Annotated in this window: 34 protein-coding genes and 1 tRNA gene; 33 read left to right on the top strand and 2 right to left on the bottom strand. The window is 31.4% G+C overall.

Translation table 11 applies throughout. From position 1 onward, the window contains the following. Position 1 precedes the first annotated feature (1 nt). The 23 genes from CS884_RS05685 (at position 2) to CS884_RS05575 (ending at position 16325) form a co-directional block, all read left to right on the top strand. The gene (locus tag CS884_RS05685; protein WP_099321089.1) at positions 2-688 is read left to right on the top strand and encodes a hypothetical protein; all 687 of its coding nucleotides are present in this window, start codon (positions 2-4) and stop codon (positions 686-688) included. Beyond that, a complete protein-coding gene (locus tag CS884_RS05680) occupies positions 685-1329 on the top strand; it encodes a LysM peptidoglycan-binding domain-containing protein (protein WP_099321088.1) in 645 nt (214 codons plus the stop codon). The genes CS884_RS05685 and CS884_RS05680 overlap by 4 nt, the downstream gene beginning before the upstream one ends. Before the next feature lie 12 nt (positions 1330-1341). Further along, positions 1342-2427, top strand: a complete 1086-nt coding sequence (locus CS884_RS05675) for a baseplate J/gp47 family protein (RefSeq protein ID WP_180753302.1) — start codon at positions 1342-1344, stop codon at positions 2425-2427. 2 nt (positions 2428-2429) lie between these two features. Beyond that, positions 2430-3446 (top strand): hypothetical protein, encoded by a 1017-nt coding sequence (locus CS884_RS05670; RefSeq protein ID WP_099321086.1) that lies wholly within the window; start codon positions 2430-2432, stop codon positions 3444-3446. Between the two features lies 1 nt (position 3447). Beyond that, entirely contained in the window at positions 3448-4002 is a 555-nt protein-coding gene (locus tag CS884_RS05665) for a hypothetical protein (protein ID WP_099321085.1), read from the top strand. 8 nt (positions 4003-4010) lie between these two features. Next, a complete protein-coding gene (locus CS884_RS05660; RefSeq protein WP_099321084.1) occupies positions 4011-7427 on the top strand; it encodes a DUF4815 domain-containing protein in 3417 nt (1138 codons plus the stop codon). A gap of 6 nt (positions 7428-7433) precedes the next feature. After that, positions 7434-7619 (top strand): hypothetical protein, encoded by a 186-nt coding sequence (locus CS884_RS05655; protein ID WP_099321083.1) that lies wholly within the window; start codon positions 7434-7436, stop codon positions 7617-7619. A 31-nt stretch (positions 7620-7650) separates the two neighbouring features. After that, positions 7651-8223 carry a hypothetical protein gene (locus CS884_RS05650; protein ID WP_099321082.1) on the top strand — a complete coding sequence of 191 codons (573 nt, stop codon included), beginning with the start codon at positions 7651-7653 and terminating at the stop codon, positions 8221-8223. Positions 8224-8226: 3 nt separating this feature from the next. Continuing rightward, the gene (locus CS884_RS05645; protein WP_099321081.1) at positions 8227-8751 is read left to right on the top strand and encodes a hypothetical protein; all 525 of its coding nucleotides are present in this window, start codon (positions 8227-8229) and stop codon (positions 8749-8751) included. A 9-nt stretch (positions 8752-8760) separates the two neighbouring features. Continuing rightward, on the top strand, positions 8761-9378 hold the full coding sequence (locus CS884_RS05640) for a hypothetical protein (RefSeq protein WP_099321080.1): 618 nt from the start codon (positions 8761-8763) through the stop codon (positions 9376-9378). Between the two features lie 3 nt (positions 9379-9381). Beyond that, positions 9382-10029 carry a hypothetical protein gene (locus tag CS884_RS05635; protein ID WP_099321079.1) on the top strand — a complete coding sequence of 216 codons (648 nt, stop codon included), beginning with the start codon at positions 9382-9384 and terminating at the stop codon, positions 10027-10029. A gap of 48 nt (positions 10030-10077) precedes the next feature. Then, positions 10078-11295, top strand: a complete 1218-nt coding sequence (locus tag CS884_RS05630) for a DUF6273 domain-containing protein (protein WP_099321078.1) — start codon at positions 10078-10080, stop codon at positions 11293-11295. Continuing rightward, positions 11295-11516 (top strand): hypothetical protein, encoded by a 222-nt coding sequence (locus CS884_RS05625; protein ID WP_099321077.1) that lies wholly within the window; start codon positions 11295-11297, stop codon positions 11514-11516. The genes CS884_RS05630 and CS884_RS05625 overlap by 1 nt, the downstream gene beginning before the upstream one ends. Then, on the top strand, positions 11516-11659 hold the full coding sequence (locus CS884_RS05620) for an XkdX family protein (protein ID WP_099321076.1): 144 nt from the start codon (positions 11516-11518) through the stop codon (positions 11657-11659). The genes CS884_RS05625 and CS884_RS05620 overlap by 1 nt, the downstream gene beginning before the upstream one ends. A gap of 106 nt (positions 11660-11765) precedes the next feature. Continuing rightward, positions 11766-12239, top strand: coding sequence for a hypothetical protein (locus CS884_RS05615; protein ID WP_099321075.1), 474 nt, complete (start codon positions 11766-11768; stop codon positions 12237-12239). A 50-nt stretch (positions 12240-12289) separates the two neighbouring features. Then, positions 12290-13009: a peptidoglycan amidohydrolase family protein gene (locus CS884_RS05610; RefSeq protein WP_099321074.1), complete on the top strand. Its 720-nt coding sequence runs from the start codon at positions 12290-12292 to the stop codon at positions 13007-13009. Positions 13010-13018: 9 nt separating this feature from the next. Next, on the top strand, positions 13019-13399 hold the full coding sequence (locus CS884_RS05605) for a hypothetical protein (protein ID WP_099321073.1): 381 nt from the start codon (positions 13019-13021) through the stop codon (positions 13397-13399). Positions 13400-13534: 135 nt separating this feature from the next. Next, a complete protein-coding gene (locus CS884_RS05600) occupies positions 13535-13717 on the top strand; it encodes a type II toxin-antitoxin system HicA family toxin (protein WP_099321072.1) in 183 nt (60 codons plus the stop codon). A gap of 42 nt (positions 13718-13759) precedes the next feature. Further along, positions 13760-14161, top strand: coding sequence for a type II toxin-antitoxin system HicB family antitoxin (locus CS884_RS05595; protein WP_099321071.1), 402 nt, complete (start codon positions 13760-13762; stop codon positions 14159-14161). A 283-nt stretch (positions 14162-14444) separates the two neighbouring features. Next, a complete protein-coding gene (locus tag CS884_RS05590) occupies positions 14445-15071 on the top strand; it encodes a hypothetical protein (RefSeq protein ID WP_099321070.1) in 627 nt (208 codons plus the stop codon). A 58-nt stretch (positions 15072-15129) separates the two neighbouring features. After that, entirely contained in the window at positions 15130-15438 is a 309-nt protein-coding gene (locus CS884_RS05585; RefSeq protein ID WP_099321069.1) for a hypothetical protein, read from the top strand. A 40-nt stretch (positions 15439-15478) separates the two neighbouring features. Further along, positions 15479-15685 (top strand): hypothetical protein, encoded by a 207-nt coding sequence (locus tag CS884_RS05580; RefSeq protein ID WP_099321068.1) that lies wholly within the window; start codon positions 15479-15481, stop codon positions 15683-15685. Further along, on the top strand, positions 15654-16325 hold the full coding sequence (locus tag CS884_RS05575; protein WP_099321067.1) for an AP2 domain-containing protein: 672 nt from the start codon (positions 15654-15656) through the stop codon (positions 16323-16325). Before CS884_RS05580 ends, CS884_RS05575 begins: the two co-directional genes overlap by 32 nt. Before the next feature lie 178 nt (positions 16326-16503). Here CS884_RS05575 and CS884_RS05570 read toward each other — a convergent pair. Then, positions 16504-16580: transfer RNA gene (locus CS884_RS05570), tRNA-Pro, on the bottom strand. 178 nt (positions 16581-16758) lie between these two features. On the opposite strand from CS884_RS05570, the gene CS884_RS05565 reads away from it, so the two are divergent. The 8 genes from CS884_RS05565 (at position 16759) to CS884_RS05530 (ending at position 22929) form a co-directional block, all read left to right on the top strand. Continuing rightward, positions 16759-17109: a hypothetical protein gene (locus CS884_RS05565; RefSeq protein WP_099321066.1), complete on the top strand. Its 351-nt coding sequence runs from the start codon at positions 16759-16761 to the stop codon at positions 17107-17109. After that, complete coding sequence (locus CS884_RS05560) at positions 17102-17800, top strand: ATP-binding cassette domain-containing protein (protein ID WP_099321065.1); 699 nt, start codon at positions 17102-17104, stop codon at positions 17798-17800. The genes CS884_RS05565 and CS884_RS05560 overlap by 8 nt, the downstream gene beginning before the upstream one ends. 1 nt (position 17801) lies before the next feature. Further along, entirely contained in the window at positions 17802-18539 is a 738-nt protein-coding gene (locus CS884_RS05555; protein WP_099321064.1) for a hypothetical protein, read from the top strand. 9 nt (positions 18540-18548) lie between these two features. Next, positions 18549-19292 carry an NAD-dependent protein deacylase gene (locus tag CS884_RS05550; protein WP_099321063.1) on the top strand — a complete coding sequence of 248 codons (744 nt, stop codon included), beginning with the start codon at positions 18549-18551 and terminating at the stop codon, positions 19290-19292. Next, the gene (locus CS884_RS05545) at positions 19282-19665 is read left to right on the top strand and encodes a hypothetical protein (RefSeq protein WP_099321062.1); all 384 of its coding nucleotides are present in this window, start codon (positions 19282-19284) and stop codon (positions 19663-19665) included. Before CS884_RS05550 ends, CS884_RS05545 begins: the two co-directional genes overlap by 11 nt. A gap of 59 nt (positions 19666-19724) precedes the next feature. Then, positions 19725-20906 carry a coenzyme F420-0:L-glutamate ligase gene (locus CS884_RS05540; protein ID WP_099321061.1) on the top strand — a complete coding sequence of 394 codons (1182 nt, stop codon included), beginning with the start codon at positions 19725-19727 and terminating at the stop codon, positions 20904-20906. 19 nt (positions 20907-20925) lie between these two features. Continuing rightward, entirely contained in the window at positions 20926-21885 is a 960-nt protein-coding gene (locus CS884_RS05535) for a YitT family protein (RefSeq protein WP_308216802.1), read from the top strand. 78 nt (positions 21886-21963) lie between these two features. Then, complete coding sequence (locus CS884_RS05530) at positions 21964-22929, top strand: hypothetical protein (protein ID WP_099321060.1); 966 nt, start codon at positions 21964-21966, stop codon at positions 22927-22929. A gap of 138 nt (positions 22930-23067) precedes the next feature. On the opposite strand, the gene rd is transcribed toward CS884_RS05530, so the two are convergent. Next, positions 23068-23226 (bottom strand): rubredoxin, encoded by a 159-nt coding sequence (gene rd / locus CS884_RS05525; RefSeq protein ID WP_099321059.1) that lies wholly within the window; start codon positions 23224-23226, stop codon positions 23068-23070. 141 nt (positions 23227-23367) lie between these two features. Here rd and CS884_RS05520 point away from each other — a divergent pair, with 141 nt between their 5' ends. Both CS884_RS05520 and typA read left to right on the top strand, forming a co-directional pair. Beyond that, positions 23368-23751, top strand: coding sequence for an ATP-binding protein (locus CS884_RS05520; protein WP_099321058.1), 384 nt, complete (start codon positions 23368-23370; stop codon positions 23749-23751). A 110-nt stretch (positions 23752-23861) separates the two neighbouring features. After that, positions 23862-25682 carry a translational GTPase TypA gene (gene typA / locus CS884_RS05515; RefSeq protein WP_099321057.1) on the top strand — a complete coding sequence of 607 codons (1821 nt, stop codon included), beginning with the start codon at positions 23862-23864 and terminating at the stop codon, positions 25680-25682. Position 25683 lies beyond the last annotated feature (1 nt).

The following is a 25683-nucleotide window of genomic DNA, read 5'->3' as shown; positions in this document are numbered from 1 at the left end:
TATGATCCAATTAATTGAAAACTTATCCCCTTTAGTAGGTTGCAAAGTTAATTCTATAAGATGGTGCCCTTCAACGGCTTACCAAATATGTAAGAATCTTAGATTTGCTTCCCTTGTTTGCTTAGATGTAAACAATGATAAATACTACAAAAGTGGGATTAAATATAAATTTGAAAACAAAATAAGTATCAGTACTTATAATATCCACAAGAAAGTACTTGCAATGGACAAAAACGTACTTGATACGAGCTACTTTATACAGACACAATCTTTTACCAACTTTCCAGGTGATGTTAAGAACACATTATCATTAAATGATATGCTTTTCTTCTATTCTATAAACAAATTTAAGAATGACAGTGCTATATTTGATTGTTTAGAGAGTTTACACGAGATTAAAAAAAGCTATTTATATACTTATATACTTTTTATCCTACTTGACTCTTATAGTCTAAGATATGAGCTATACAAGCATTATATATTAGATATAGATATTGAATATGGCGAGCTTAGAGAAGAAAGACTTGATAGGCTTATAAATAATGTTTATTATGTCAAAGATAAGCTAGAAGACTATAATTTGAATAAAACAACAGATCTAAATAATCATCTAACGTGCTTGTTAACTAACTTATGGTTGATAAAGAAAAAGCTTAAACATGATTTTATTGAGGTGGGCGAGCTATGAATGGACTTATTACACACAGAATAGAATTGGGAGATTCTTTACAAAGAATAGCTAAAAAATATGATATTAAAAATTGGCGTGAAATTGTAGAGGTCAATCAATTAGATTCTCCTTACATAGATTCGGTTCACGAAGGATTTTTAGATTATGGAGATAAGAAAGTTGCTAAATTAGGTGAGTATATACTAATACCAACTAGCCAAGCTTATTCTGTTGCTAATAGCAATGACAAATCAGAAATAGAAGCTGTTGCTTATGGAATGGATTTAGACTTATACCACAATAAGACGGTAGACCATGATGTAAAAGGTCATTTGGAAGTCAACCATTCAGATGTTGATATTGTAAAAGGACTTGAAAATTTAGGTCAGCAACTATTATCAAGGCTTTCAGTTGAAAAAGGGAGCTTGTTTATGCACCCTGAATTTGGATCTAGGCTTAGTAGATACTATGGCAAAAATTACAGTCAAGAAAACGTAAATAAAATAATATTTGAAGTTGAATCTTGCATTAGATCGGACTTTAGAGTCAAAGATATAAAAGATATCGATGCAGAAGTTATTGACGGACAAGTGATTATTAGAGCTAAGGTTATTCCAATAGAGCCTGGCAAGCCTTTTAGCTTTGAATATATATTATAGGAGGTGAGAAGCGTGGCCTTTAGAATAAAAGGAGCTAATAGTATTTTAGAAGAGCTTATCAATTGGGTAGCATCAAGAACTGATAAGCTAACAGACTTTAATGTCGGTTCAGCTACCAGAACTCTACTAGAATCGGTAGCACTACAAGCAGAAGAATTTTATTATGATCTTAAAAAAGGCGTTGAGCATGCTATTAGGAATAGCTGTTACAATGCTTTTTCTTTTGAAAGAAAACCTGCAATTAGAGCAGAAGGCTATGTAACAATTTTTTTTGATGAGCCTTTATATCAAGAAATGATAATTCCAAGAGGTAGTCTTTTTCATACTGGTAAGAATAGGCTTAAAAAAGAATATTATAAAAGCGTTGAAAACGTAAAAGTACAAGAAGGTAGCAGATCAATAATAATAAAAATAGAAGCTGTCGAAAAAGGCAAAAGAGGTAATGCTGTAGCTGGTGAAATTTGCAAAATGGAAATGGGTTCAGCAAACATAGCTAATGTTGCCAATACTAACGATATTTTCAATGGTGAAGATAGAGAAAGTGAAGCTAGTAGAGCACAAAGATTTAAAGAATTTGTGCATACTCTACAAAGAGGTACAGCAGAAGCCATTGCTTATGGTATAAAAGAAGTTCCTGGCGTAAGTGGTGTATATATAGATGATAATTACATTGGATTTGCATTAGCTTATGTACATGATAAAGCAGGAAACTTAAATAACGAGCTTTACGAAGAAGTATATAAGGCTGTAGAAATATATAGATCCGCTGGAATTGAAGTAGCTATAAAGCCAGCTGTCAAAAGAATTGTAGACGTGGACAATATAAAAGTTATTTATAGGGAAGGCGTTAATAGCATTTTATACGATTCAATGATTACTGTAGCTATTAAAGAATACATGGACAATATGAAAGTATCTCAAAGCCTTAAATATTCATCTTTATTAGCTTATATATATGACTCATACAGTGAAGCTATAGCTTATGTTGATCTTGAAAATTTAAAGGATGTAAATATAAGAAAAGATGAAATAATTAGACCCGGTGTAATAGCAGTCAATACTACCGTTGAAAAGCTTAAAGGCAAAGAAAAGAGTTAGTAATGAAATTAAGATTGCTGAACTCTATTTATTACAAGTCCTTGTTAGCACTGTATAAGTTAAATGTTGATGCTGATGGAAGAGCTAAGAGCATACTTATTGATGCGATATTTCAAGCTTTAGTAATTCAAAAAGATGGATTGAATTTAGCTATATTAGAAATGGCTTTAGAAACAGCAAATGACGATTGGCTTGACTATTGGGGCAATATGTTTGGAGTACCAAGAGACTACCAAGAAATTGATGATGTTTATAGAAAAAGAATAATAATTGAAATATTGACCCCAAAGAACACACTAGAAGGCATAAAAATTGCAGCTGCAAGAAAAATCAACAAAGACAATAACGAAAATTTATTGCCAGAATCCATTAGAATTTTTGAACCATGGACAAAGCTTATCAAGCTTGATGAAAGAGAATATTTAGATGGCGAAGGAAGGCTGATTTCTTATGATTATTGGATCTATTCTGTAATAGATATATCTTTACCAGATTCAAGTCATATTACACCAGCTTTGATAAACTATCTTAACAGAGTTAAAGCAGCAGGTGTAAAAATCACATTTTCTATTGCTCCTAGATGGAATATTATTAAAGACCAATTTTGGGAAGAAAGAAATACTCACGTTTATAACAAGATATATAGAGAACACTTTATAGATATTGCTTATGTAAATAACGATGCATTTGCAACCGTACCAGATGCAAGAATTGATATCTTATTAGATGATTTAGCAAATACCATTTTAGATGGCAAAGCTATTCTTGAAGGTAAACAAATAATGTTTTGGGATGGAGTTGGCAAGGTAAGAGAAATTTATGCAACAGGAGTATTAAGAAATCATTTAGGCGGGATCTTATCTTTAGAAGATATAGCAAAGGTATTAGAAAAAGAAAACCCGAGCCTAGAAGAAGCTTATGCACTTGAAAACGAATCATTTAGTGCAGATAGACAAAAGGAAGGAAGACTTACTATGACTTTAAAACCTATAGAAGTTAGAACAGAAAGGATCAAATAAGATGGCTATTAAAACAGTCAATACAAATATTTACGAAAGATTGCCAATAATAACTAACACAGCCCATTGTTCCAGAGCCTTATCCTTATTGGAACAAGGAAACATCTTTATTGGTCTTGGCAGAACTAGTCCATGGGAAAATGAAAACAAAGATGGCTTTGTGCCACCTGAACCAAATCTTGATGCTGAAAACCTTGATGAGTTAGTAGGTATGAAAAAAGCGGACAGAGTTTCTATGGTAATTCCAGATGAGTCTGGAGAAATTGAATATGCAAAGATAAAATTTAAAACTTTGACAAAAGAAGAAGCTTTGAAGCTAAAATCCAGATGGGTTTTGATTGAAAGCACCATATATTTTGATGAATTGCCACCAGTTACTTATAGGCAAATAGGCATATTTTCAAGAGTTACACCAAAAAATGGCAACGAAAATAAAAGAATTTTATTGCCAGAGGATATAGAAGATGTTGGTGTTCTTGAAGTGATAGCAAATAGAAAAGTAACAACAAGACAATCAGATACTAAAGATAGCTACTTTATGATTATTGAGTGCTAGGAGGATATATGACAGAAGAAATTAAAAATATTGATTTGTCACAAGCACCATATTATGACATAAATCTAGATAATAATTATACTCAATTGTTATTTAGACCTGGATTTCATCTTCAAAGTAGAGAACTAAACGAATTACAATCTAGTCAAAAAAGAATAGTTAAAAATATTGCTGATTGTTTTTTGAAAGATGGAGATATAAAAAGTGGAGCACAAATACTTATTGAAGATATAGAAGGATCCATAGAAAAGAATGTAACAGTTACAGATGGAAAAATTTATTTAGCTGGAATAGTAAGAGATTTTTATAAACAGACTGTAAGAATAAGAGGAAAAGGTCTTGAAACTATAGGAGTAAGACTTCAAAGAGAAGCTATACAATCTATTGACGATCAAAGGCTTGTTTCTCCTGCAAGTGGTACACCTAATTATGGGTTGCCAGGAGCTGATAGATTAAAAGAAAGCTTGATATTAAGAGCAAACGATGATAAGGCCACTACAATCTATGTATTGCAAGATGGCGAGCTTGTAACAAATAACAAAAACGATGAAGATACCATATTTAATAAGTTCTTAGCTTTGCTAGCTAGAAGAACCTATGACGAATCCGGTCATTACAAGGTTAGGGGTATGGAGCTATCACAAAAGGCACAAAGTGACGAAGAATGCTTATACCTAAACCTATCAAGCGGTAAAGCTTATGTAAAGGGTTGGGAAATAGAAAAGCAAACAGCAACAACTATTCCTATTCCTAGAGCTAATGTAACCAGAAATATTATTGCAGAGCCAAAAATATTTGAGACTGGCAATAGTAGATATTTATTAAATAATAGTCCGGTAGCAAAAATAGATAGGCTTATTTCAGTTATACAAGTAAGTCAAAGATTAACTAGACAAGGGTCGGTAAATGGTACAGATCCTATTCCAAGTCAATTTACACCAGTTGCACAAATCTTATCAGTTAAGCAAACAAACACCAATACAACTTATAGTAAGAATGTTGATTATGTATTAGAGTCTGATACTATAAGATGGCTAGATGGTGGAAAACAACCAGATTTGGGAACTAGTTATGAGGTAGAGCTTACCTACAACAAGGCAATGTTAGCAGACAAAGATTATAAGCTAACAGTAGACAGAGGTAATTATTATATTGAAATTCTTGATGGTGATATGCCAGTAGATAAATCACAAATGATTGTAGACTACACATTTTACTTGCACTATATAGCAAGTATTACCATTGATGAGAAAGGAATGCTAAGAGTTATTACAGGTCAATCAGATACGGTTGACAAAGTAGCACCAGCAGATATTACAGATCAAGATGTTCTTCTTTTAGGTTATGTACAAGTTGCACCGGTAAATGATGTTTTAAAAATAATAAATTCCAGAAGTTTAAGATCAGATATGGCAAGAATCCAAAGAATGTTTGAAAGACTAGAAGATATGGAACTTAACCAAGCCATAACGGACTTAGACAAAGAAGCTCTTGAAGGTGAAGAAGCAACTCAACTAAAGGGGATTTTAACTGATGGCTTTATGGGCTTTAGTAAAGCAGATATAAACCACCCTGATTATAATGCAAGTATAGATGTAACAACTAATGAATTGACTTTAGGTTATAAATTTTCCATCAATAAATTAAGTATAGATAAGGAAAATTCAAAAGATATAAAGGAATACGAAAGAATTGTTACTGCCAGTGGAAAAGAAATAATAGGTGACAAACAGCCTTATGCAACTAGAGCCTATAGGATAAATCCTTTTACAGCCTTTCCAAAAACACCAAGTGTTAAGATCTATCCGCAGGTAGATAATTGGGTAGAAACCAACAGCATAGTATTAAGAGAAAATGGTGGAACGGAAGTATCTTTTAATAGTATTAGAAGAGATAATGGTAAACAAGGCCCGCTATTAGGTGATGGATGGGCATGGAGTTCTACTACTAGTCAAAGTGCATCAACATCTTCTTATCAAACAACATCAACAAGTGTAAATGTAACAGAAAGCGCTATAGAGTATATGCGACCTATAGAGATAACAGTTACAGCAACAAGATTTTTGCCAAAGCAAGACAATATTAAAATTTTATTTAATGATATTGAAGTAGATGCAAAGCCATTAAGCGAAAACAACAAAGGAGCAGATGGACAGCTTATAGCTGACACCAACGGAGAAGTAAAAGCTTCATTTACTATTCCAGCCAAGGTAAGATGTGGAACTGTAAGCGTAGATGTTTTTGCAGAGGATAATCCAAAATTAAGAGGCAAAACACCATTTACAGCTAATGGTATTCTAGAAACAACTACAACTACACACACCACAACTACTCATAAGACTTATACAACAGTTTATACTACAAATTGGTTTCAGAGAAACATAGTAGATCCAGTTGCACAAACTTTTTCTGTTGGCAAAGATCAGATGTTAAATTCAATAGGCTTATATTTTGCTAGCAAGGATAAGGACTATGATCTAAGAATACAAATAAGAAAATGTGATAATGGTTATCCAGGTCAAGAAATTCTCACAGAAAAAGTAATAAACTTTGACGAGATAAATATTAGTGAAGATAGCACTGGTCAAACAAAAATAGACTTTGATAATCCAGTTTATTTAAAGGCTAATGAACAGTATGCAATAACTGTTTTGTCAAACTCATCAACAGCTAGTATATATGTACAAGAATTAGGTAAAAGAGATTTGGCAAGCAAAAAACTTATACTTGAAAATCCATATTTGCCAGGCTTAATGTTTGAATCTTCTAACGCTATAGCATGGAGTGCTAAACAAGACTTTAACCTAAAATTCGATTTGTATACAAATGATTATGTAAGAGAATCTTATGTTTACTTTAACTCTATAAAAGGTATCGAGTATGACTCAATAAAAATACTTTCAGATACATCTGTACCTTTGGATTGCTCTTTGGAATGGTCATATTCAACTGATGAGTCAAAAACATGGTTTCCAATTGCAGTAGATAATCAAATGAACTTACTTAAAAAAGTAGATAATGTAACAATTAGAGCGATTATGACAACTAAAGGTAATTTATCACCGGCAATAGCTTTGGATAGCTTGTTGTTGGTTGGTTGCTTAAATGATAGTAAAAGCTCCTACATTTCAAGAAACGTAGTAACAGATGTTAAATACAGTGATATAAAAGTAGTAGTTGATGTCTATGCTCCAAGTGGAACTGGTGTAGTTTTCTACTATGCTGTTGATCGAGATGGCAAAGAATGGAAAAAACTATCTCAAAAAGGTGAAGGCAAGGTAAAAAAAGTAGGTGGTTATATTGAATACACTTATGAAGCTACAGAAACAAGTCCACAAAACAATTTTAGAATCAAGGTTGACTTATCTTCTAATAACCCTGCACTTATACCAACAGTAAGAAGACTAAAATGTATTATGAAGTAGGTAGATATGGATTATAGAGTTGATGAAGTAGGAGCCTTAATTTTTTCAGCAAAGAAAGACGAAAAAAAAGATAGTATAGACCAAATGCAAGAAGAAATAAAATCAATAAAAGAAATTGTTGAAATGCTAAGAAATGAAAACAAGGCACTTAAAAAAGAAATAGAAAAAATAAAGAAAGGAATGACAATATGAAGTCGTTCCTTTTTTGCTTGAAGGTGACTGTATGGAAAAATTAACTAATCAATCTCCACTTTTTGATATTACCAAAAGAATTAACGAGATCGTAGATGAATTAAATAATAACAAGGATATTTATTTAAATTTTAAGCCAGATATAAGCAAGTCCTTGACTAAAACTTATAAATATACTGATCTTCCCATTTCTTATGATGTAGATGTTATTGGTGTTTACAAGATAGAATTAACGACTGAAAACTCTGTTTTGCCCTATGAATTATCCATAAAGGGACAAAGCACAGAGGGAAAGTTATTCAAAGCTAACAACATTGTCGATAATATTTTTCTTTATAAGGGAGATAAGATTGTCTTTAAAGAAAAAACATTAGCCGAAGGTGATATTCTTACAGTTAGCTACCAAATGAATATTTTAGATTCTTTTATCAAAGAATATAATTCAGTTCAAAACAATATTAGTATAGTTTCAGAAATTTCAGAAGAAAATAAGAAACAAATGGCAGCTATCAAAGAAACAATAAAAGACTTTTACAATGTACAAGATTTTGAGCCAGTAAGTCAAGAAGAATTGCTCCAGTTATTAGGAAGTTTAGGAGAATAGCCTATGGAAAAAGCTTATAAAATCAAAGTAGATATGAAAAATAACAACGGACTTTATACAGGCTTTGTACAATATGACAACAAAACTAATATTCTATATATCAATCTTACTGAAGGGATAAGGATTTTAGAAATTAAAGACTATGAGGAAATTTATTGTCTTATGCTTAGGCCTGATATGAAGACCTTAAAGCTAGATTGCCAAGTTTCAGAAGATAATAAGCAACTAAAAATAGTGCTTACAGATGGAACTCTATGTCAACCGGGGATTTTGCAATGTGAAATAAAGATTATAAATAAAGACTATGTTCTAACTAGTGGTGAATTTTATCTACAAGTAAGAAAAGTAATTGGTACAATTGGCAAGGATACTTTTATATCAAATCCATTTATGATAAGCAAAGATGGTTATACGCCAAAAGTTGGAATAGACTTTTTTACTGAAGCAGATAAGCAAGAGATGTTGGAAAAAATTGGAAAAATGAGTGTAGCTAGGATCACAGAAGAAGATATAGCTAAGATGTTCTAGGAGGAAAAAATGAGTAGATTTTTAGATTTAGTTGGATTGCAACACCTAATAGGATTAATTAAAGAAAAGTTCGTGCAAAAAGAATCTGGTATGGGTTTATCAAAGAATAACTATACAGATGAGGATAAGCAAAAGCTATCGACTTTAAAGACCTATAATGTGGCAACAAGTGAAGAAGCAGGCCTTTTATCTAGCGCAAATCTTAATAAGCTTAACGGATTAGAAGATGGTGCAGAAAAAAATATTATTACAAAGATAAAAAGAAATGGAACACTAGTCAATGTAAGCAACAAAGAAGTCAATATCACAGTACCTACAAAGATATCAGAATTAGTTGATGATAAAGATCTTGTAAACAAAACAACTGTACAAAAACTTATTAGTGATGCAAGGCACATGAAAAAAGAAATAGCAGCAGAAAAGCCAAGCACAGCAGATGAAAATACCATATATCTCATAGGGCCGAAAGGCGAAGGAAGTAACGTTTATGAAGAATGGTTATTCATCAATAAGAAGTGGGAAAAGATCGGAGATACAAACACACAGGTAAATCTTGATGGATATGTTAAAGAAGCAGATTTACAAGCTATAAGTACAGAAGAAATCAACCAAGCCATGGGAGCATAGTCTATGAAACTATTAGATTATGAAGGATTAAAGCAGGTTGTAGGTAAAATAAAAGGACTTATCGAAAAGAAAGCCGACAAAGATAAATTTGAAAAATTAGAAATAAGTTCAAAATTTATCGACACTAAAGATACAGACGAAAGCCCTCAATGGTATATAGAAAATCACCCTTATGAGATAGTAAAAGAATTTAAAAAGACGCTAGCATTAGGCTTACATACCAAAACTGATGCTCAATATTGTCTACTAATAACTATGCAAGGTTGGGAAGATTCAAGTGGTGGATATCCAATACAGATTTGTCTACTTACAAAAAATATGCAGACTTACTTTAGACTAGGTTTAGATAATGTTACATGGTCAAGTTGGGGAAGATTTTTAGATGAGATTGATCTAAAACTAAGTCTTTCTCAATTAAAAGAAGATCCAACTCACAGAACAGTAACAGATGCTGAAAAGACCAAGTGGAACAATATAACCAACGTAGAAAGAATAATTTCATCAGATATATTGGTAAGACTTAAACAGGTTGAAAGTGGACTTTATGAAGATATAACTGGCAACCCATTTACTATTAATTTTAAAGATTTAAATGGGATTAAATTTACCAACGGAGTATTCAATGAAGATTTATCTAGGTTGGAGTGCTAGTAGATGCTATTTTACAAAATATTAAATAGGAAAAGGAAGTGATAAACTTTGAAAAGATTAAGTGATTTACCAATAGGGGCAAAGATTAAGGATATAAATACAAAATACAACGGTCATACCATAGTATGGATAATAGCAGACAAAAATCACAGGGGTTATCCGAATAACACGGTAACACTCATAAGCGAGAGAGTTTTACTAGATAAGAAATTTGATAGTTCTACAATAAAGTACCAAGATTCAGAACTTAGGAGGTGGATTAATGATAATAATGGATTGTTGAAAAATTTTTCTTCTAATTTTAAAAATGATATTGTCTACACTAGCATAAGCACAGCATCTGGAAATGCTACGGATAAAATGTTTTTAGTTTCGATGACAGAAGTAGGGTTAGAAAGCGGTTCTGAAAAAGAAGGATATAGATTTCCCTTATTTACCGACAATAACAGTAGAATGGGCAAAGATTTTGATAACAGCAATAAAGCTTGGTGGCTTAGAACTTTCTATAAATCCACCGAAAATCTGTTGCGCACCGTCGACACCGATGGTAATGCTAACGCCCAGTACTACTACAACGCCTCTGGTGTCCGTCCGCTTTGTAATCTGAAACCTGAAATCTTGATATATGATAATAAAGGCTCTGACGGTGCATACACTATTTCTTGGAATAGAATACCAATCATTGAAACTACTACAAGCGCTAACATGGGTCTACAAAATAAAGAGTTTGAATTTACTTACAAGGTATCAGATCAAGACAATCCAACTCTTACTGTCAATGAATATCTTGATGGTAAATCAACCAAGCAATTTACAGCAACCGCTGGATCAACATATACTTTTAGCTTGTCAAGATTAGCCTATCAAAAATTACTTAATGGCAATCATACTATAAAAATAGTCGCAGATGATAATGAAGGAGGTGTTGCAGAGAAAGTCTTTAATTTTAGAAAGAACGAAACAAAAATACTCTTTGAACTCCAAAAGCCATTACAGGCAGATGCTATGGTAACAAAGGCACTAATAAATCTAGTCGGATCAATACCAGAAAAAGCGATACTAAAAATAGAAGCTTGCAACAATGGTAGTGATGCAAATCCTACATGGGAAGATGTGACAGATAAAGCTGCTGGGAATAAGAAGATATTCTTATCAAATAAGCAAAAAACAGCATCAAATTGGGGATTTAATATAAGAGTAAGTGTAGAAAGAAACGGAGCAATAGGAGAATGTTACATTTCATCAATAGGGGGAAACTTCGAATAATGGCAGTATTTCATAAAATAGATTCTATACTAGGAATCAACAAGAAAAAAGAAGCTGAACAAAAACGCTTTATGGCAATGGGAAAGCAAATTTCCAAACTAACATTAGAAGCTGCTGAAAAAGAGAAAGTCATAGAAGCTTTAGGCAAACAATCAGCTATGAATATGATAAAAATGGCAAAAATGGAAAAAGAAATTCTAGATCTACAAGGGGGCAAATAATGGATTTTTTACAATTAGCATGGCAATATGAATGGATTACACTTGATGAGCTTAAATTTTTGGTAAAAACAAAAAAACAACCTTGGGGACAAATTACTCCAGAAGAATTTAAGATAATTACTGGTCAAGATTATGTTGAATAATTAGTGAACTAGCTAATTATAAGGCTTTAAAGCCTCATCTAAATGATAATTGGTTAAAGCCTAACTGATAATTTAGATAATCAAAAAAAGTTAGGAGAAATAAATTGTGAACATTATAGAAAAAATTGCTGATATTGCAAATAAACAAGGTATTGCTATTGCAATTAGCATAGTTTTGTTAGCTTTTATCTTTTTGTTTGGTAGAAGCTTTTTAAAGCAATATGATGAGCAAAAGAAATTAGACAGAGATAATATTAAAGCTGAAAAAGAATTAGAAAGAAAAGAAAGGAGCGAGGACAGAAAGCTTGTAAGGGAACAAAATCAGTTGATAATTGATTTGAATGTTAAATATACTGATATAATGTCTAAACTTAGCTACAATATGGAAACTAACGATCATATGCTATCTGAACACAATAAAATGTCTGCTGATAATTTTACTAGTATAGATAAAAGATTTGATAGCGTAGATTACCAATTAGAGTCCTTAAAAGGGCAAGTACAAGGTTTAGCACCCAAAGCAACTATAGAGTTAATTTCAAAAAATCTAGATGAACTCAAAAAAGATATAAAAAAATAACAAAGGCTAGCTTAGGCTAGCCTATTTATGTGCATAAGAAAGGATAAATTATGGCTGTAGATATTGACAAGGTAATTAAATGGTGTGAGGATAGACACCGCAAAAAACCCGGTGCTCCTAAATATAGTATGAAATACCCACAAAGATTAGGACCAAATTTTTTGGATTGCTCTTCTATGGTGTATAAGGCTTTGCTTGCTGGAGGTTGGAAGTCCGCAATTAATTACATTGGGACAACTGAAACTCTTTACAAAGAGCCGAATTTAAAAGAAATATACTCATATAAAGATGTTAGACGTGGAGATATTTTTATCAGAGGAGTGCAGGGCAGATCTGGCGGTGCTGGTGGGCATACTGGTATTTTTTATAAAAAAGACGGAATAATCCATTGCAATTACTCAAACAATGGTATTTCTTACAACGACACGACTTGCTATATAGATTATTTTATTGATAGAAAGAGATCCTACAAAGAAAGATACTTTAGACCTATACCTCAAATAGAAAAAGTCAAGGCAAGTGGTGGATATATTACCGATTTTGCTAAAGCGGTTATAGGTGGAAAATATGGAACTGGAAAGACTCGTATAGAACTTATCTATAAGGCTGTACAAACAGAAGTAAATACCTTACTAAAAGGTGGAAAGGGTCGTGGGGATTATGTAACCTTGATGGCTCGTGATGTAATAGCTGGTAAGTATGGAACTGGTTCTGATCGCAAAAAGCGATTATATAAAGCGGTTCAAGATGAAGTAAATAAATTAGTTTAGGAGGAAATAATGACTGATAGTTTAATAATTTTTGTTTTGGTGTTGATAGCTGGAAGTGTGCTTACCCTTACTGTTCAAGGGATAAAAGAAGCTAAGGCAAAAGCACAATTAATAGAAAATGAACTTTTAAGATACGCAACTGATCAAGTTTTGGAGTTAGCAGAAATTATAGTTGGTAGCATTAATCAAACAATTGTGGATCCTTTAAAAAATAGTCCAGAACTTAATTTTGATGAAGAAGCACAAAAGGAAGCATTCAATGGGGCAAAAACCGCAATCAAGAAAAATCTAAATGACAAAAGCAAGGAAATCTTAAGCAAGACTCATGATGATCTTGACTCATATCTTACTGATGTAGTTGAGGCGGAAGTTAGAAAACAAAAAAAATAAATAGTAAAGTGATGATACTGTTTAACTTTGGGCTGGCCTTATGGCTGGCCTCTTTTTTTGTGAAAATAATAAAAAATAAACTTGACAAGGCGTATATATAGGCGTATACTATATATTGAAAGGAGGATATTGTCTTTGAAGAAGCGTGATTTAATAAAAATTATAGAAAGTCACGGCGGTAAATTTGTTAGACACGGTTCAGACCATGATATATATTCAAATGCCGAAGGAACTAAAAAATCACAAGTCCCACGACACAATGAAATAAACGAGATTACTGCTAAAAAGATTTTCAAGCAGTTGGGGATAAAGCTCTAACTGCTCCCCTCAATAGGGGAAGGCAATATAAAGGGAGGAATAATGGCAATATCACAAGATGTTAAGGCATATCCGATTTACCTTAAAAAAATAGATGGTTTTTACGCTGTATGGAATGATAGCATTCCTATAGCAACACAAGGAAAGACACTAGAAGAAGCTCTATATATGGCTAAAGATGCTATAGAATTAATGGCTTATGACGCTTTTTGTAACGGTGAGAAGATAATAGATCCCGATGAAAATGTAGAAACAGAGGATGATTACGACTTTAAAAATTTTGTTGTATGTGATTTGTATAGGTATGTAAGGCTAGATAATGAAAATAAAGTTAAAAAGAATTGCACTATTCCGGAAAGCTTAGCTAAAGCTGCTGAGAATAGAGGTATAAATTTTTCAAAAGTTTTAACTTACGCACTTGAAAAAGAAATGGAAATGGTTTAGAATATAATAAAGACAATATCCTAGAGTCGGCCAATGTGGTCGGCTCTTTTTTTTGTCTTTTTATATCAATATTAGGCATATAAAACTATGGCTAAGAAAATTAAATCGCTTGTAGGGTAAAATATGAATGATTGTGTATATTTCAACGTTTGTGGTGGATTTTTTTGATTTAGATAAAAAAAAGTAAAAAAGTGAAAAATTTTTTAAAAAAGACTTGACAGAGTATAACGTATACGGTATAATATAAGTAAGATCGGTAATATATTAAAAGGAGATTTGGAAGATGAGTTGGGAAGATTTAAGAGCAGCAAATCCTTTAGCATTTGAAGCTAGAAAAGAATTTAATAAATATTATGAAACCGAAAAAATGCTTGATATGGTGGAACTATCAATTGATATTGTAAAAGATGAACTTGTTGATATGGGAATGTACAAATATTTTAAAGAAGTATTTAGTAAAGATGATGAATTTAAAAGATTTGTATTTCTAGATGAAAAAATAGGTAATCTTGTTAGTGAAATAGAACTTGAAGATAAGGGGGAGGAAGTAGGAAATATTATTTTAAAGAGCTTTTATAGCTATTGGTTGGCTGAACTTGTTATGAGGAAAAATATGATGGCACGCTATTCTTTTACCTATGCATCAATTTGTAAAGATGAATTGAGTAAGTATATGGATTTTTACCAATTACTTGACTATATTAAAAATGTTGATAATGATAAAGAAACACTTTTGAATTTCTTGACTAATAATTGGAACGAAGACATAAAAAATGATATAGATGCTATTAGATCTATAGTCGATTATCAAGATTTAAGATCAATCAATTTGGATTATGTAAATTCAAATTTAGAAAGCTTGAATTTTCCATCAGGCATAGATTTTGATAATCAATTATTAGGATTTTAGGTAATTATTTATATCTAAAAGATAAGGGTATCAATAAAAAAAGGAGAGATTAAAGAAGATGAAGAAAATTATTAATGGCAAGTTGTACGATACTGATAGTGCGAAGATTATGGCTTATTACAAGAGTGATTATTCAGTGAATGATTTTCATTTTTTTGAGGAAACTTTGTATAAGAAGAAAACTGGTCAGTTTTTCTTGTTTGGTGAAGGAAATGGCTTATCTGATTATGCTGAAAGTGTTGATGTTAATTCGTCTAGGGCTGGTAAAAAGATCATACCTTTAAGTGAGGGTGAAGCTAAAAAGTGGGCTGAAGAAAGGTTATCAGTTGATGAGTATGTTGATATTTTTGGGGAAGTAGAAGAATAAAAGTCTTATTGTAAAGAGTTTTATTATTAAGGAGATATTATTGAAAAATAAAACGCCTAAATCACAAGTGCAGGCAACTAGAAGATGGGAAGAAAAAAATCGAGAACACGTAAGAAAGCAAAATTATTTAAGAACAGCAAGACTTTATTTCAGAACTTATGCAGATGATGATGATGTAGGAGAACTTTTAGATATTTATAAAAAGGAGAATCCTAATGGCAAAAAGACTGATAAATGTTGGCGATAAATTCGGGGAACGGACAGTTTTAAAGGCCTATTCATCTAAAGGCAAAAGCTTATGTAGATGCTCATGTGGCTTAGAAAAAGAAGTATATAATTCTGGATTGATCAGTGGTAGATCTACCTCATGTGGTCATAGTAGCTATAAAAAGTTAGGTGACAAGAATTTTGGAGAGAAAGCTAGACTCATTAAGTACAAAAAAACTGATAGTAAAATATTGGGAAAAACTTTTGGAGAGCTAACAGCAATAAAAAGAATTAATGTTGAAGGTCAAGCAACATATTTATGTAAGTGTAGTTGTGGGAAAGAAGTCAATGTTAGAGGTATGGAGCTACTTAGTGGCAGAACTGTATCGTGTGGTCACAAAAGAGAAGAGCAAAAAGAAATCAAAGACAAATTAGTAGAAGGTACAAGTCTATATGGATTAACACAAGGTTTATCAAAAAACAACACTTCTGGTTACAAGGGAGTAACTTATGATAAACAATTAAAAAAATATAGAGCATCTTTAACCCTTAACTATAAGAAAATAAATTTGGGATCATATAACACAGTAGAAGAAGCATACCAAGCAAGGCTTGATGGCGAAGAAAAATATTATAGGCCTATATTAGAAAAGTATAAAGATAAAATCAATAAAAAATAGGAGGTGCAAAAACCTCCTATTTTAGCGTTACTTTAATTTTTAGCTAACTACATTTTAACTACATTAATGTGTTTTAGTCTGCATTAGTTTGCATTAGTTTTCATTATTTATGAATAATTATTTTTAGTTTCATTCAATTTTCATCAGTTTACGTCAATATGAATGAATAAATTTAATATGGTCGGGGTGAAAGGATTCGAACCTTCGGCCTCATGTTCCCAAAACACGCGCGCTACCAAGCTGCGCCACACCCCGTTAAGTGCTTACTAATATAGTATACGATAATAAAAAATATCTGTCAAGGGCAAAATAAAAATTTTTAATCCTATTAGGCAAAGGACAAAATTCTGATATAATAATACCATAAATAGGAAATTAGTAAAACATAGGGAGCTTACTTTTTAAAGTTTAAATTCTTAAAAAGGTATTAAATATGAAATACAAATCTAAAAAAAATCAGTTAAAAGATTATATAAAACTTGAAATTCTAAATGGAAATTTAATAGATGGTAGTAAAGTTAATGACAAAAAATTTTTTACCAGCAAATTTAAAATAAATCCAGTCTATGTCGACCAATGTTTTGACGAACTTATCGATAGTCACATTTTGGAAAGCAAGTCGGATGGATTGTATATAAGAATTGATGAGGAGAAAAAGGCCAATATCAGATATGAATTTCTTCATTCCTATATCAACGATTTTTTAGAATCTTTGGAAGATATTGATATCAGCCTAGATGAGGCCATCGAACATTTAAAGCTAAGGAATCTTGCAAATGGATAAGATAATAGAATTAAAAAATGCTAAGAAAAAATACAGAGATATAATAGCCCTTGATGATATAAGCTTTGATATTTGCCAAGGCAAAATTTTGGGCTTATTTGGCCCATCTGGGTCTGGGAAAACGAGCCTATTAAAAATTATCGGAGGCCTTTCAAAAGCTACAAAAGGCGAAGTTAAAATATTTGGTGAAGAAATAAGTTACAAAAACAAAGAATATATCGCTTTTAAGTCATCAAATTTTGATTTTGAAGAAGATTTTACAGGAGATGATCTAATTGAACTTTATGGTGATTTTTATGAAAATTTTGACAAGGATTACAATGAAAGACTTAATGAATATTTAGACATTGATACTTCAAAAATTATTAAAAATTTATCCAAGGGTCAAAGGCAAAAATTGAATATTGCTCTTACTTTATCTTTAGATGCGAAAATTTATCTTTTAGATGAGATAATTGACGGCCTTGACCAAGTTGTGTGCGGAAAAATAATTAATTTGTTGATTGATAAAATTGACGGCAGTAAAACCATGATAATTGCAAGTCATAAGATCGATAAGATTGAAGATTTGATAGATGATGTGATTTTCTTAAATAGAGGGAAAATTTTCATAAAAGCTAAGGCAGAAGATTTAAGAAATAAAGAAAATATGAGCCTGGCTGATTTTTACGATAGGATATATTTGAATTAATATGGAAAAGTTATTAAAATTTGATCTAAAAAGAAATAATAAAATTATTACAAGACTTATGATAGTAAATGCCATATTTTTGGCCTTTGCCATAGTATTTCACTTCATTGTAAAAAAATTGAACATCAGTTTTTCAAGTGACTTTGTCGCAAGTGTTTTTATAGCAGGGCTAGGATTTTTTATCCTTGAAAATTTTCTTTACTTATTTAAACTTTTAGATAAGGATTTTACTAAGGCAAATTCATATTTAATCTTTTCCCTACCATTATCTAGCAAAACATATTTGGCAAGCAAAATCATAAATTTTGCATGTTTTTATATAATAAATTTAATATTTTTGCTAGGATTTTATAAATTATTTTATTTTTATATAGGAAGTGATTTGATTTATTATTTTGCTAGTGGTTTAATTTGCTTTGTGTTAGTTTTACTAGCAAGAATTAACAAAAATGTCCTAGGTAATTTTAAGGAAAATAAATCGGCTGGGATCATTGTTGTAATTTTTCTTGCCCTAGTTATTTTATTTGCTTATATTATTTGCAAATATTTTTCACTAGTCCTTGTAAATTCAAGCTTACAGCTAGCAAAACCTATGGATTATGCTTTTATATTTCCTTTTGCTATAGGTAAATATGGAATTTATAAAAATCTTACACCCTTTATTTATTACTTGGTGATAACTTTAGGAGCTTTTGTAAAAACGTCTAAATTTTTGGAAAATAATATAGATTTACCATAGGAGGGCTAAATGAATACATTTGATCAAGTCAAAGAAATAATAAAAAATTCTAACAACATTGTATTTTTTGGTGGAGCTGGAGTTTCAACTGCTTCAGGATTGCCAGATTTTAGATCTGCAACTGGACTTTACAATAGGAAAAATAATTCTGCCTATTCTCCAGAATATATGCTAAGTCATGAGTTTTTGATCAATCATCCTGATGAATTTATGAAATATATAAAAGAAAACTTGATGGTTGATGGAATAAAGCCAAATGCTTGCCACTATGCTTTGAGCAAATTAGAAAAAATGGGCAAACTTAAAGGAATTATAACTCAAAATATAGATAGCCTTCACCAAGATGCTGGAAGTAAGAATGTAATCGAGCTTCATGGAAATATAAAAGACTATTATTGCATGAATTGTGGAAAAAATTTTGATTTAGACTATATTAAAAAGTATGAGGATATAGCAATTTGCGATAAGTGTGGTGGAATTATTAGACCTGATGTAGTTCTTTACGGAGAAGGGCTAAATCAAGATAATATTAGCTATGCAATAAATTTGATAGCAAGAGCTGATGTTTTAATTATTGGTGGAACTTCCCTTGCAGTGTATCCTGCTGCTGGCCTTATAGATTTTTATAGGGGAAATAAATTAATTTTGATAAATATGGAAGCTACAAGCAGAGATAATATTGCAAATTATATTCTCCAAGGTGACATAAGTAAGATTATGGAAAAGTTAGTAGAGGATGATGATGAAAAGTAAACTAAACATAGATGAATTTGGAATATTTTTGGTATGGATGGGAATTATTTTTAGCCTAATCTCATATTTTACCAAATCTACATTTCTAAATTCATTTGGCTTTGTAATTTTCGTCTTTGCCATATACAGGTCTTTTTCTAGACAAACGCAAAGAAGAGCATTGGAAAATGAACAATTTAAAGAAAAATTTATAAATCCAATAAAAAAAGCCATAAAAAATGGAAAGAATGATGCGACAAAATTAAATAGAAACAAGGATTTTAAGTATATTGCCTGCCCAAATTGTGGTCAAAAACTTAGAATTCCAAAGAAAAAAGGCAATGTCAAAGTAAGATGTCCAAAATGCGGAGAAAAATTTGATGCTAGAAGTTAAGCTCTAGCATCTTTTAAATTTGCAGATAGAAAGTATAATTTTTTAGAAAGGGGATTATAATGAAAAGACTTATAGGAACAAGATCAATTGGACTACGTGCGCCAATTATAGAAAAAGGTGACGATTTAGTAGAAATCGTCTTTGACAGCGTGAAAAATGCATGCAAAAATCACGAAATTGAAGTTAATGATAGAGATGTAATTTGTGTTACAGAATCACTTGTAGCAAGAGCTCAGGGAAATTATGCAAATGTCGACCAAATTGCAAAAGATATCAACAATAAATTTGATAGTGATGAACTTGTAGTATTATTTCCAATTTTATCAAGAAATAGATTTTCAATTTTGCTTAGAGGAATAGCAAAAAGTGGCAAAAAACTTCACATTTGCCTATCATATCCTCAAGATGAAGTAGGAAACTATTTAATGGATGAGATGGACTTATTTAACAGCGATATCAATCCTTACAAAGATGTTTTAGACATCGATGAATTTAGAAAGATTGCTGGAGATTATAAACACACATTCACAGACATCGATTATCCAAAATTATACAGCGAATATGCAAAAAATTCAGAAATTCATTTTCTAAATAACCCAGTAGATGCTTTAAGATTTTCTGGAGATGTTTTGGTATGCTCAATTCATACCAGAGAAATCGTAAAAAGAAAACTAAAAGAAGCAGGTGGAAAAAACATCTTATCACTTGATGAAATTTTAGATGGATCAGTTGATGGTTCAGGCTTTAACGAAAAATACGGACTTTTGGGGTCAAACTTATCAACAGAAAATGAAGTAAAATTATTCCCAAGAAATGGAGAAGAATTTGTATTAAAACTTCAAGATAAACTTAAAAATGAATTTAACAAAGATATTGAAGTTATGATCTATGGCGATGGAGCTTTCAAAGATCCTGTTGGAAAAATTTGGGAACTAGCAGATCCAGTTGTATCTCCAGCCTTTACAGATGGACTATTTGGAACTCCAAGTGAACTAAAAATTAAATATATAGCTGATAACGAATTTTCACATTTATCAATAGAAGAAAGAACCGCAGCTATGGTAGATAGAATTTCCAAAAAAGAAAAGGAATTGGTTGGTAGAGATGAAACTTTAGGAACAACTCCAAGACAAATCACAGATTTATTGGGTTCATTAGCTGATTTAACATCAGGTTCTGGAGATAAAGGTACTCCAATTGTCCTAATTCAAGGATATTTTGATAATTATTCTAATAATTAGTTTGTAAGGAGAAGTACTAGTGGATAAGGCTAGCAAAAACGAAAAAAAAGATAATAAGACCTTTGGAATTAAATTTATAGATACTTATTTGGAAAAAAGAGCTATAGCTAAATACAACCACGACCCTATGGATGAGTTTACAAGATTTCTTATGATGAGTTTTGCAGCAATCCTCATGGCTTTGGGCACTCATTTTTTCAAATATCCCAACTCTTTTGTTATCGGTGGAGTAGAAGGTATGAGTATTATAATCTCAACCTTCTTACCTTTAACTCGTGCAGAATTGACATTAATAATAAACATACTTTTGTTGATAGTGGCATTTTTTGTCTTGGGCAAGCATTTTACTTTAAGAACTGGTTATGTTGCAATATTAAACTCGCTAACAGCATTGGCACTAGATTATATAGCTCCAGTACATGGGTCACTAACAAATAATAAAATGTTAGAGCTAATTTATACTCTAATCCTTTCAGCTATTGGATCGGCAATATTATTTAACCTTGCAGCAAGCTCGGGTGGGACAGATATTATCGCTATGATAATAAAAAAATACTCGGCACTTGAAGTTGGCAAATCCTTACTAGTAGTAGATTCTACCTTCACCTTCTTATCAATATGGATATTTGATATGGAAATAGGCCTACTATCATTTCTTGGACTATTTCTTAAAGGAGTTTTTGTCGATGTAATAATTCAATCGATGAATACCGATAAGCTATTTATAATAATAACAACAAAACCTAAAGAAATTGGCGAATTTATTAGAGATGATCTAAATAGATCCGCCACAGTCTTAGACGGACTTGGTCTATACAAAGGTGTAAATAGATCTGTATTCTTCCTAGTATTATCACCAAAAGAAGCTCCAAGAACTAAATTATTTTTAAAACAAATTGATCCTTATGCTTTTATAACAATAATAAACACGTCAAAAATTATAGGCAAAGGCTTCTATCTAACCAACGATGGCAAATAAGAAGCTAAAAATCAATAATTTAATTGAATTGTGTAGAAAATAAGTGTAAAATATAGGTAGGAACATATAGGAGGGAATATGAAGTCAAAAAAAATGAAATTTTTGCTAATCCTCATTGTGACTTTATGTTTCTATCCTATATTTAGAGTAGAAGCAAAGGAAGCCACAACTGAAGATAACAAAGATACTGTACTAAAAAGCGGAGATGAATTAATATTAACTGAAAGTGAAAATGAAAGTGAAGAAAATCCCGAAATTGAACCAGTAGATAAGCCGGCAGATGCCAATGGACAAAAACCACCGGAAAAAACTAAAGATCAAGAAAATACTGGAAACTCAAACACCGACGCACAAAAGCCATCAAAGGCACAAGCTCCATCTTCCACAAATAAAACACAAGAAAAAGATGTTAAAGAGATAATATCAGAAATTAACAAATGCATAGAAGAGATTACTAAAAGCCAAGCAAATTCTAAAAAAGCTTTAAAATCTTCAAAAGTTGAAGCTAGCAAAGAAAGTAAAACTGAATTTGAAAAAGCTGTCGAAAAGGCAAAGGCTATATTAAAATCAAACGATCTAAGCAAAAAAGAAACTGAAAAAATAGCCAAAGAAACTGAGACCATATTAAAAGAATACTCAAAAAAGATTGAGCAAACTTCAAATAATCAAAAAAAACAAGAGCTAGCCAAGGAAGCCGCTGAAAAAATCAACAAAAGCGTAAAAAAAATATCCAATGATTCGCCAAAGAAAGCAAATAAGAGCGAAAAAGAAACAATATTTGACCAGAAAAACCAAACACTGGTAGTTGAAATTGAAGCATCAAATCCAAATACGGAAGATTTTTTGGATGAAAAAAATGAAGTAAACAATAAAGAGAAAACCAAATCTATATATTTGGGAAAATCTCCAAAACTAAATCAAAAAAAATCATCCAAACTAAATTATATAATACTAGTACTAGTATTAGCTTTATTACTAAGCATATCATTTGCCTTGTACTATGCGCTAAAAGCAAAAGATAAAATAAAGCAAAAAATCAAATAAAAATAGAAGCATTTTGTAAAATCTAATCGACATAAAGTTATAAACTTTGTGGCGATTTTTTTGTAAATAATTTAAAAATTTTTGAAATGCTTAAATTTTTTCATAAAAAAAAGAGGCCTAAGCCTCTTTGAAAATTTTTTATTCTTGTGGTTCAAACATATCTTTGCCTACTCCGCAAACTGGGCATACCCAATCTTCTGGAAGTTGGTCAAATTTTGTACCAGCTTTGATTCCGTTATCTTCATCTCCTTGAGCTGGATCATAAATATATCCACATGCTGTACATACGTATTTCATTAATTGTCTCCTTTCATTATTTTATATATTTATTATACCACTAAATCATTAGTTTGTATTGGATATTAAAATTATCAACAATAATTGGAATATTTATAAGATTAAATTTGGGTATATAGATAGTGTTAAGGAGATCTTTATATGCATACTATTAGACGCACCCTTCAAACAGATCTTAAGCTTATCAAAAAATTTAGGGATGATTCTCTAGCCATTTTAAAAACTTATGGCCTTAATGAGGATGATTTATTTAAGATCAGATTGATTTTAGATGAGCTTATAGTAAATTCTTACAAGCATGGAAATAATAAAGATTATAAGAAAAATATTGAAGTTACTATAGAAATTAATCAAGATTATTGTATGATAAAAGTAAGAGATGAGGGTAAAGGGATAAATTTTGATAAAAAAAAGGATGTTTTTTCAGAACATGGAAGAGGCCTTCATATAGTTGAATTTATCTCTGATAGAATGCTGGTTGATAATAATGTTGTAACTGCATTTGTATCTCTAAAAAGCAATTAGTAAATTGCCACCTAGAATTTTCACTAGGTGTTTTTTTGTGTGATTTATTGATAATCTATTAACCTAAGATATAATATATTGATATGATTTGAATTTTGAAAGAAGGAATTATGAATAGAAAAGATGTAAGGAATGTCGCAATTATTGCCCATGTTGACCATGGTAAAACCACACTTGTGGATGGACTATTAAAAACTTCTGGTTTGTTTCGTGATAATCAGACTGTTAATGAAAGAGTTATGGATTCTAATAGTATTGAAAAAGAAAGAGGAATTACAATTCTTTCAAAAAATACCGCCATTCATTATAAGGGAATAAAAATTAATATTATAGATACTCCAGGCCATGCTGATTTTGGTGGAGAAGTTGAACGTGTACTAAATATGGCAGAATCTGTTGTTTTGGTTGTTGATAGCCACGAAGGACCAATGCCACAAACAAAGTTTGTTTTAAGAAAAGCTATCGAATTGGGCTTGCCAGCTATAGTTTGTATAAACAAGGTCGATAGACCTGATCAAAGGATTGACGAAGTTGAAGATGAAATATTAGATTTATTTATTGCTCTTGAAGCTGATGAATCATATTTGGAAAGTCCTTTTATTTATGCTTCAGCAAAAAATGGTTGGGCAAGTTTAGATAAGAATCAAGTAAAAGAGGATATGACTGACTTACTTGATACGATAATCGATTATACACCAGTTTTTGAAGGCGATGAAGATAAGCCATTTAAAGTTTTGGTTTCTACTACAGATTATAATGATTATCTAGGTAAAATTGCCATAGGTAAAGTAGAAAATGGAACCATCAGAAAAAATGACAACGCAATAATAACTAATTACAACGATGAAAATAGGATGGTAAAATCAAAAATTGTAACAATTTACGAGTTTGATGGTCTCCAAAGAGTAGAAGTTGGAGAAGCTAAATTTGGATCTATCGTTGCTTTATCTGGAATGGAAGATATTTCTATTGGAGATACAATTGGGACAGAAAAAGATAGCGAACCTATTGAATTTACCAAAATTTCAGAGCCAACCTTGTCCATGACTTTTTCAGTAAATGATTCTCCATTTGCAGGTCGTGATGGAAAATATGTAACAAGCAGACACATTAGAGATAGATTATTTAAGGAAAAACAAACTGACGTTTCACTTAGGGTGGAAGATACAGACACAACAGAAAGTTTCAAAGTTTCTGGACGTGGGGAGCTTCATCTATCAGTTCTAATTGAAAATTTAAGACGTGAAGGTTACGAATTTCAAGTTTCAAAACCTGAAGTAATGTATAAAACTATCGATGGTAAAAAACACGAACCAATGGAGTATGCAACAATTGATGTCGATCAAGAATATACTGGTTCAGTCATAGAAAAACTTGGTAGAAGAAAAGGTGAACTAATGGATATGAATCCAAATTCATCAGGCTATACAAGACTTATATTTAAAATTCCTGCAAGAGGACTTATAGGTTATAGACAAGAATTTTTAACTGACACCAAAGGAACGGGAACCCTAAACTCAGAATTTGCAGGCTATGAATTATACAAAGGTGATATAGAAACTCGTCAAGATGGATCACTAATAGCAAGCGAACAGGGAATTGCTCGCGCTTATGGACTAAATACAGCTCAAATGCGTGGTTTATTATTTGTAGAAGCTGGAGATGAGGTCTATGAAGGCGAAGTTGTTGGAATGAATCCAAAAGGACTTGATATAGATGTAAATGTCTGCAAGCAAAAGAAACTTACAAATACCCGTGCCAGCGGTTCAGATGATGCTATATTATTAACTCCAGCAAAAAAAATGAGCATAGAAGAGATGATGGAATTTGTCGAAGATGACGAATTGATAGAAATTACTCCAAAGAATTTAAGAATTAGAAAGAGAATACTCGATTCTAACCTAAGATATAAATCAAAAAAATATAAATAGG

Origin of the sequence: Anaerococcus sp. Marseille-P3625, from assembly GCF_900232825.1 — a bacterium.
Lineage (GTDB): Bacteria > Bacillota > Clostridia > Tissierellales > Peptoniphilaceae > Anaerococcus.
The sequence above is the reverse complement of the archived record's forward strand: the minus strand, read 5'-3'. Positions and strand labels throughout refer to the sequence as shown.

Excerpts from the sequence above, each read along its gene's own strand:
- CS884_RS05685 (WP_099321089.1), top strand. The coding sequence starts at position 2 with ATGATCCAATTAATTGAAAACTTATCCCCTTTAGTAGGTTGCAAAGTT.
- CS884_RS05680 (WP_099321088.1), top strand. The coding sequence starts at position 685 with ATGAATGGACTTATTACACACAGAATAGAATTGGGAGATTCTTTACAA.
- CS884_RS05670 (WP_099321086.1), top strand. The coding sequence starts at position 2,430 with ATGAAATTAAGATTGCTGAACTCTATTTATTACAAGTCCTTGTTAGCA.
- CS884_RS05665 (WP_099321085.1), top strand. The coding sequence starts at position 3,448 with ATGGCTATTAAAACAGTCAATACAAATATTTACGAAAGATTGCCAATA.
- CS884_RS05660 (WP_099321084.1), top strand. The coding sequence starts at position 4,011 with ATGACAGAAGAAATTAAAAATATTGATTTGTCACAAGCACCATATTAT.
- CS884_RS05655 (WP_099321083.1), top strand. The coding sequence starts at position 7,434 with ATGGATTATAGAGTTGATGAAGTAGGAGCCTTAATTTTTTCAGCAAAG.
- CS884_RS05650 (WP_099321082.1), top strand. The coding sequence starts at position 7,651 with ATGGAAAAATTAACTAATCAATCTCCACTTTTTGATATTACCAAAAGA.
- CS884_RS05645 (WP_099321081.1), top strand. The coding sequence starts at position 8,227 with ATGGAAAAAGCTTATAAAATCAAAGTAGATATGAAAAATAACAACGGA.
- CS884_RS05640 (WP_099321080.1), top strand. The coding sequence starts at position 8,761 with ATGAGTAGATTTTTAGATTTAGTTGGATTGCAACACCTAATAGGATTA.
- CS884_RS05635 (WP_099321079.1), top strand. The coding sequence starts at position 9,382 with ATGAAACTATTAGATTATGAAGGATTAAAGCAGGTTGTAGGTAAAATA.
- CS884_RS05625 (WP_099321077.1), top strand. The coding sequence starts at position 11,295 with ATGGCAGTATTTCATAAAATAGATTCTATACTAGGAATCAACAAGAAA.
- CS884_RS05620 (WP_099321076.1), top strand. The coding sequence starts at position 11,516 with ATGGATTTTTTACAATTAGCATGGCAATATGAATGGATTACACTTGAT.
- CS884_RS05610 (WP_099321074.1), top strand. The coding sequence starts at position 12,290 with ATGGCTGTAGATATTGACAAGGTAATTAAATGGTGTGAGGATAGACAC.
- CS884_RS05605 (WP_099321073.1), top strand. The coding sequence starts at position 13,019 with ATGACTGATAGTTTAATAATTTTTGTTTTGGTGTTGATAGCTGGAAGT.
- CS884_RS05595 (WP_099321071.1), top strand. The coding sequence starts at position 13,760 with ATGGCAATATCACAAGATGTTAAGGCATATCCGATTTACCTTAAAAAA.
- CS884_RS05590 (WP_099321070.1), top strand. The coding sequence starts at position 14,445 with ATGAGTTGGGAAGATTTAAGAGCAGCAAATCCTTTAGCATTTGAAGCT.
- CS884_RS05585 (WP_099321069.1), top strand. The coding sequence starts at position 15,130 with ATGAAGAAAATTATTAATGGCAAGTTGTACGATACTGATAGTGCGAAG.
- CS884_RS05575 (WP_099321067.1), top strand. The coding sequence starts at position 15,654 with ATGGCAAAAAGACTGATAAATGTTGGCGATAAATTCGGGGAACGGACA.
- CS884_RS05565 (WP_099321066.1), top strand. The coding sequence starts at position 16,759 with ATGAAATACAAATCTAAAAAAAATCAGTTAAAAGATTATATAAAACTT.
- CS884_RS05560 (WP_099321065.1), top strand. The coding sequence starts at position 17,102 with ATGGATAAGATAATAGAATTAAAAAATGCTAAGAAAAAATACAGAGAT.
- CS884_RS05555 (WP_099321064.1), top strand. The coding sequence starts at position 17,802 with ATGGAAAAGTTATTAAAATTTGATCTAAAAAGAAATAATAAAATTATT.
- CS884_RS05550 (WP_099321063.1), top strand. The coding sequence starts at position 18,549 with ATGAATACATTTGATCAAGTCAAAGAAATAATAAAAAATTCTAACAAC.
- CS884_RS05545 (WP_099321062.1), top strand. The coding sequence starts at position 19,282 with ATGAAAAGTAAACTAAACATAGATGAATTTGGAATATTTTTGGTATGG.
- CS884_RS05540 (WP_099321061.1), top strand. The coding sequence starts at position 19,725 with ATGAAAAGACTTATAGGAACAAGATCAATTGGACTACGTGCGCCAATT.
- CS884_RS05530 (WP_099321060.1), top strand. The coding sequence starts at position 21,964 with ATGAAGTCAAAAAAAATGAAATTTTTGCTAATCCTCATTGTGACTTTA.
- rd (WP_099321059.1), bottom strand. The coding sequence starts at position 23,226 with ATGAAATACGTATGTACAGCATGTGGATATATTTATGATCCAGCTCAA.
- CS884_RS05520 (WP_099321058.1), top strand. The coding sequence starts at position 23,368 with ATGCATACTATTAGACGCACCCTTCAAACAGATCTTAAGCTTATCAAA.
- typA (WP_099321057.1), top strand. The coding sequence starts at position 23,862 with ATGAATAGAAAAGATGTAAGGAATGTCGCAATTATTGCCCATGTTGAC.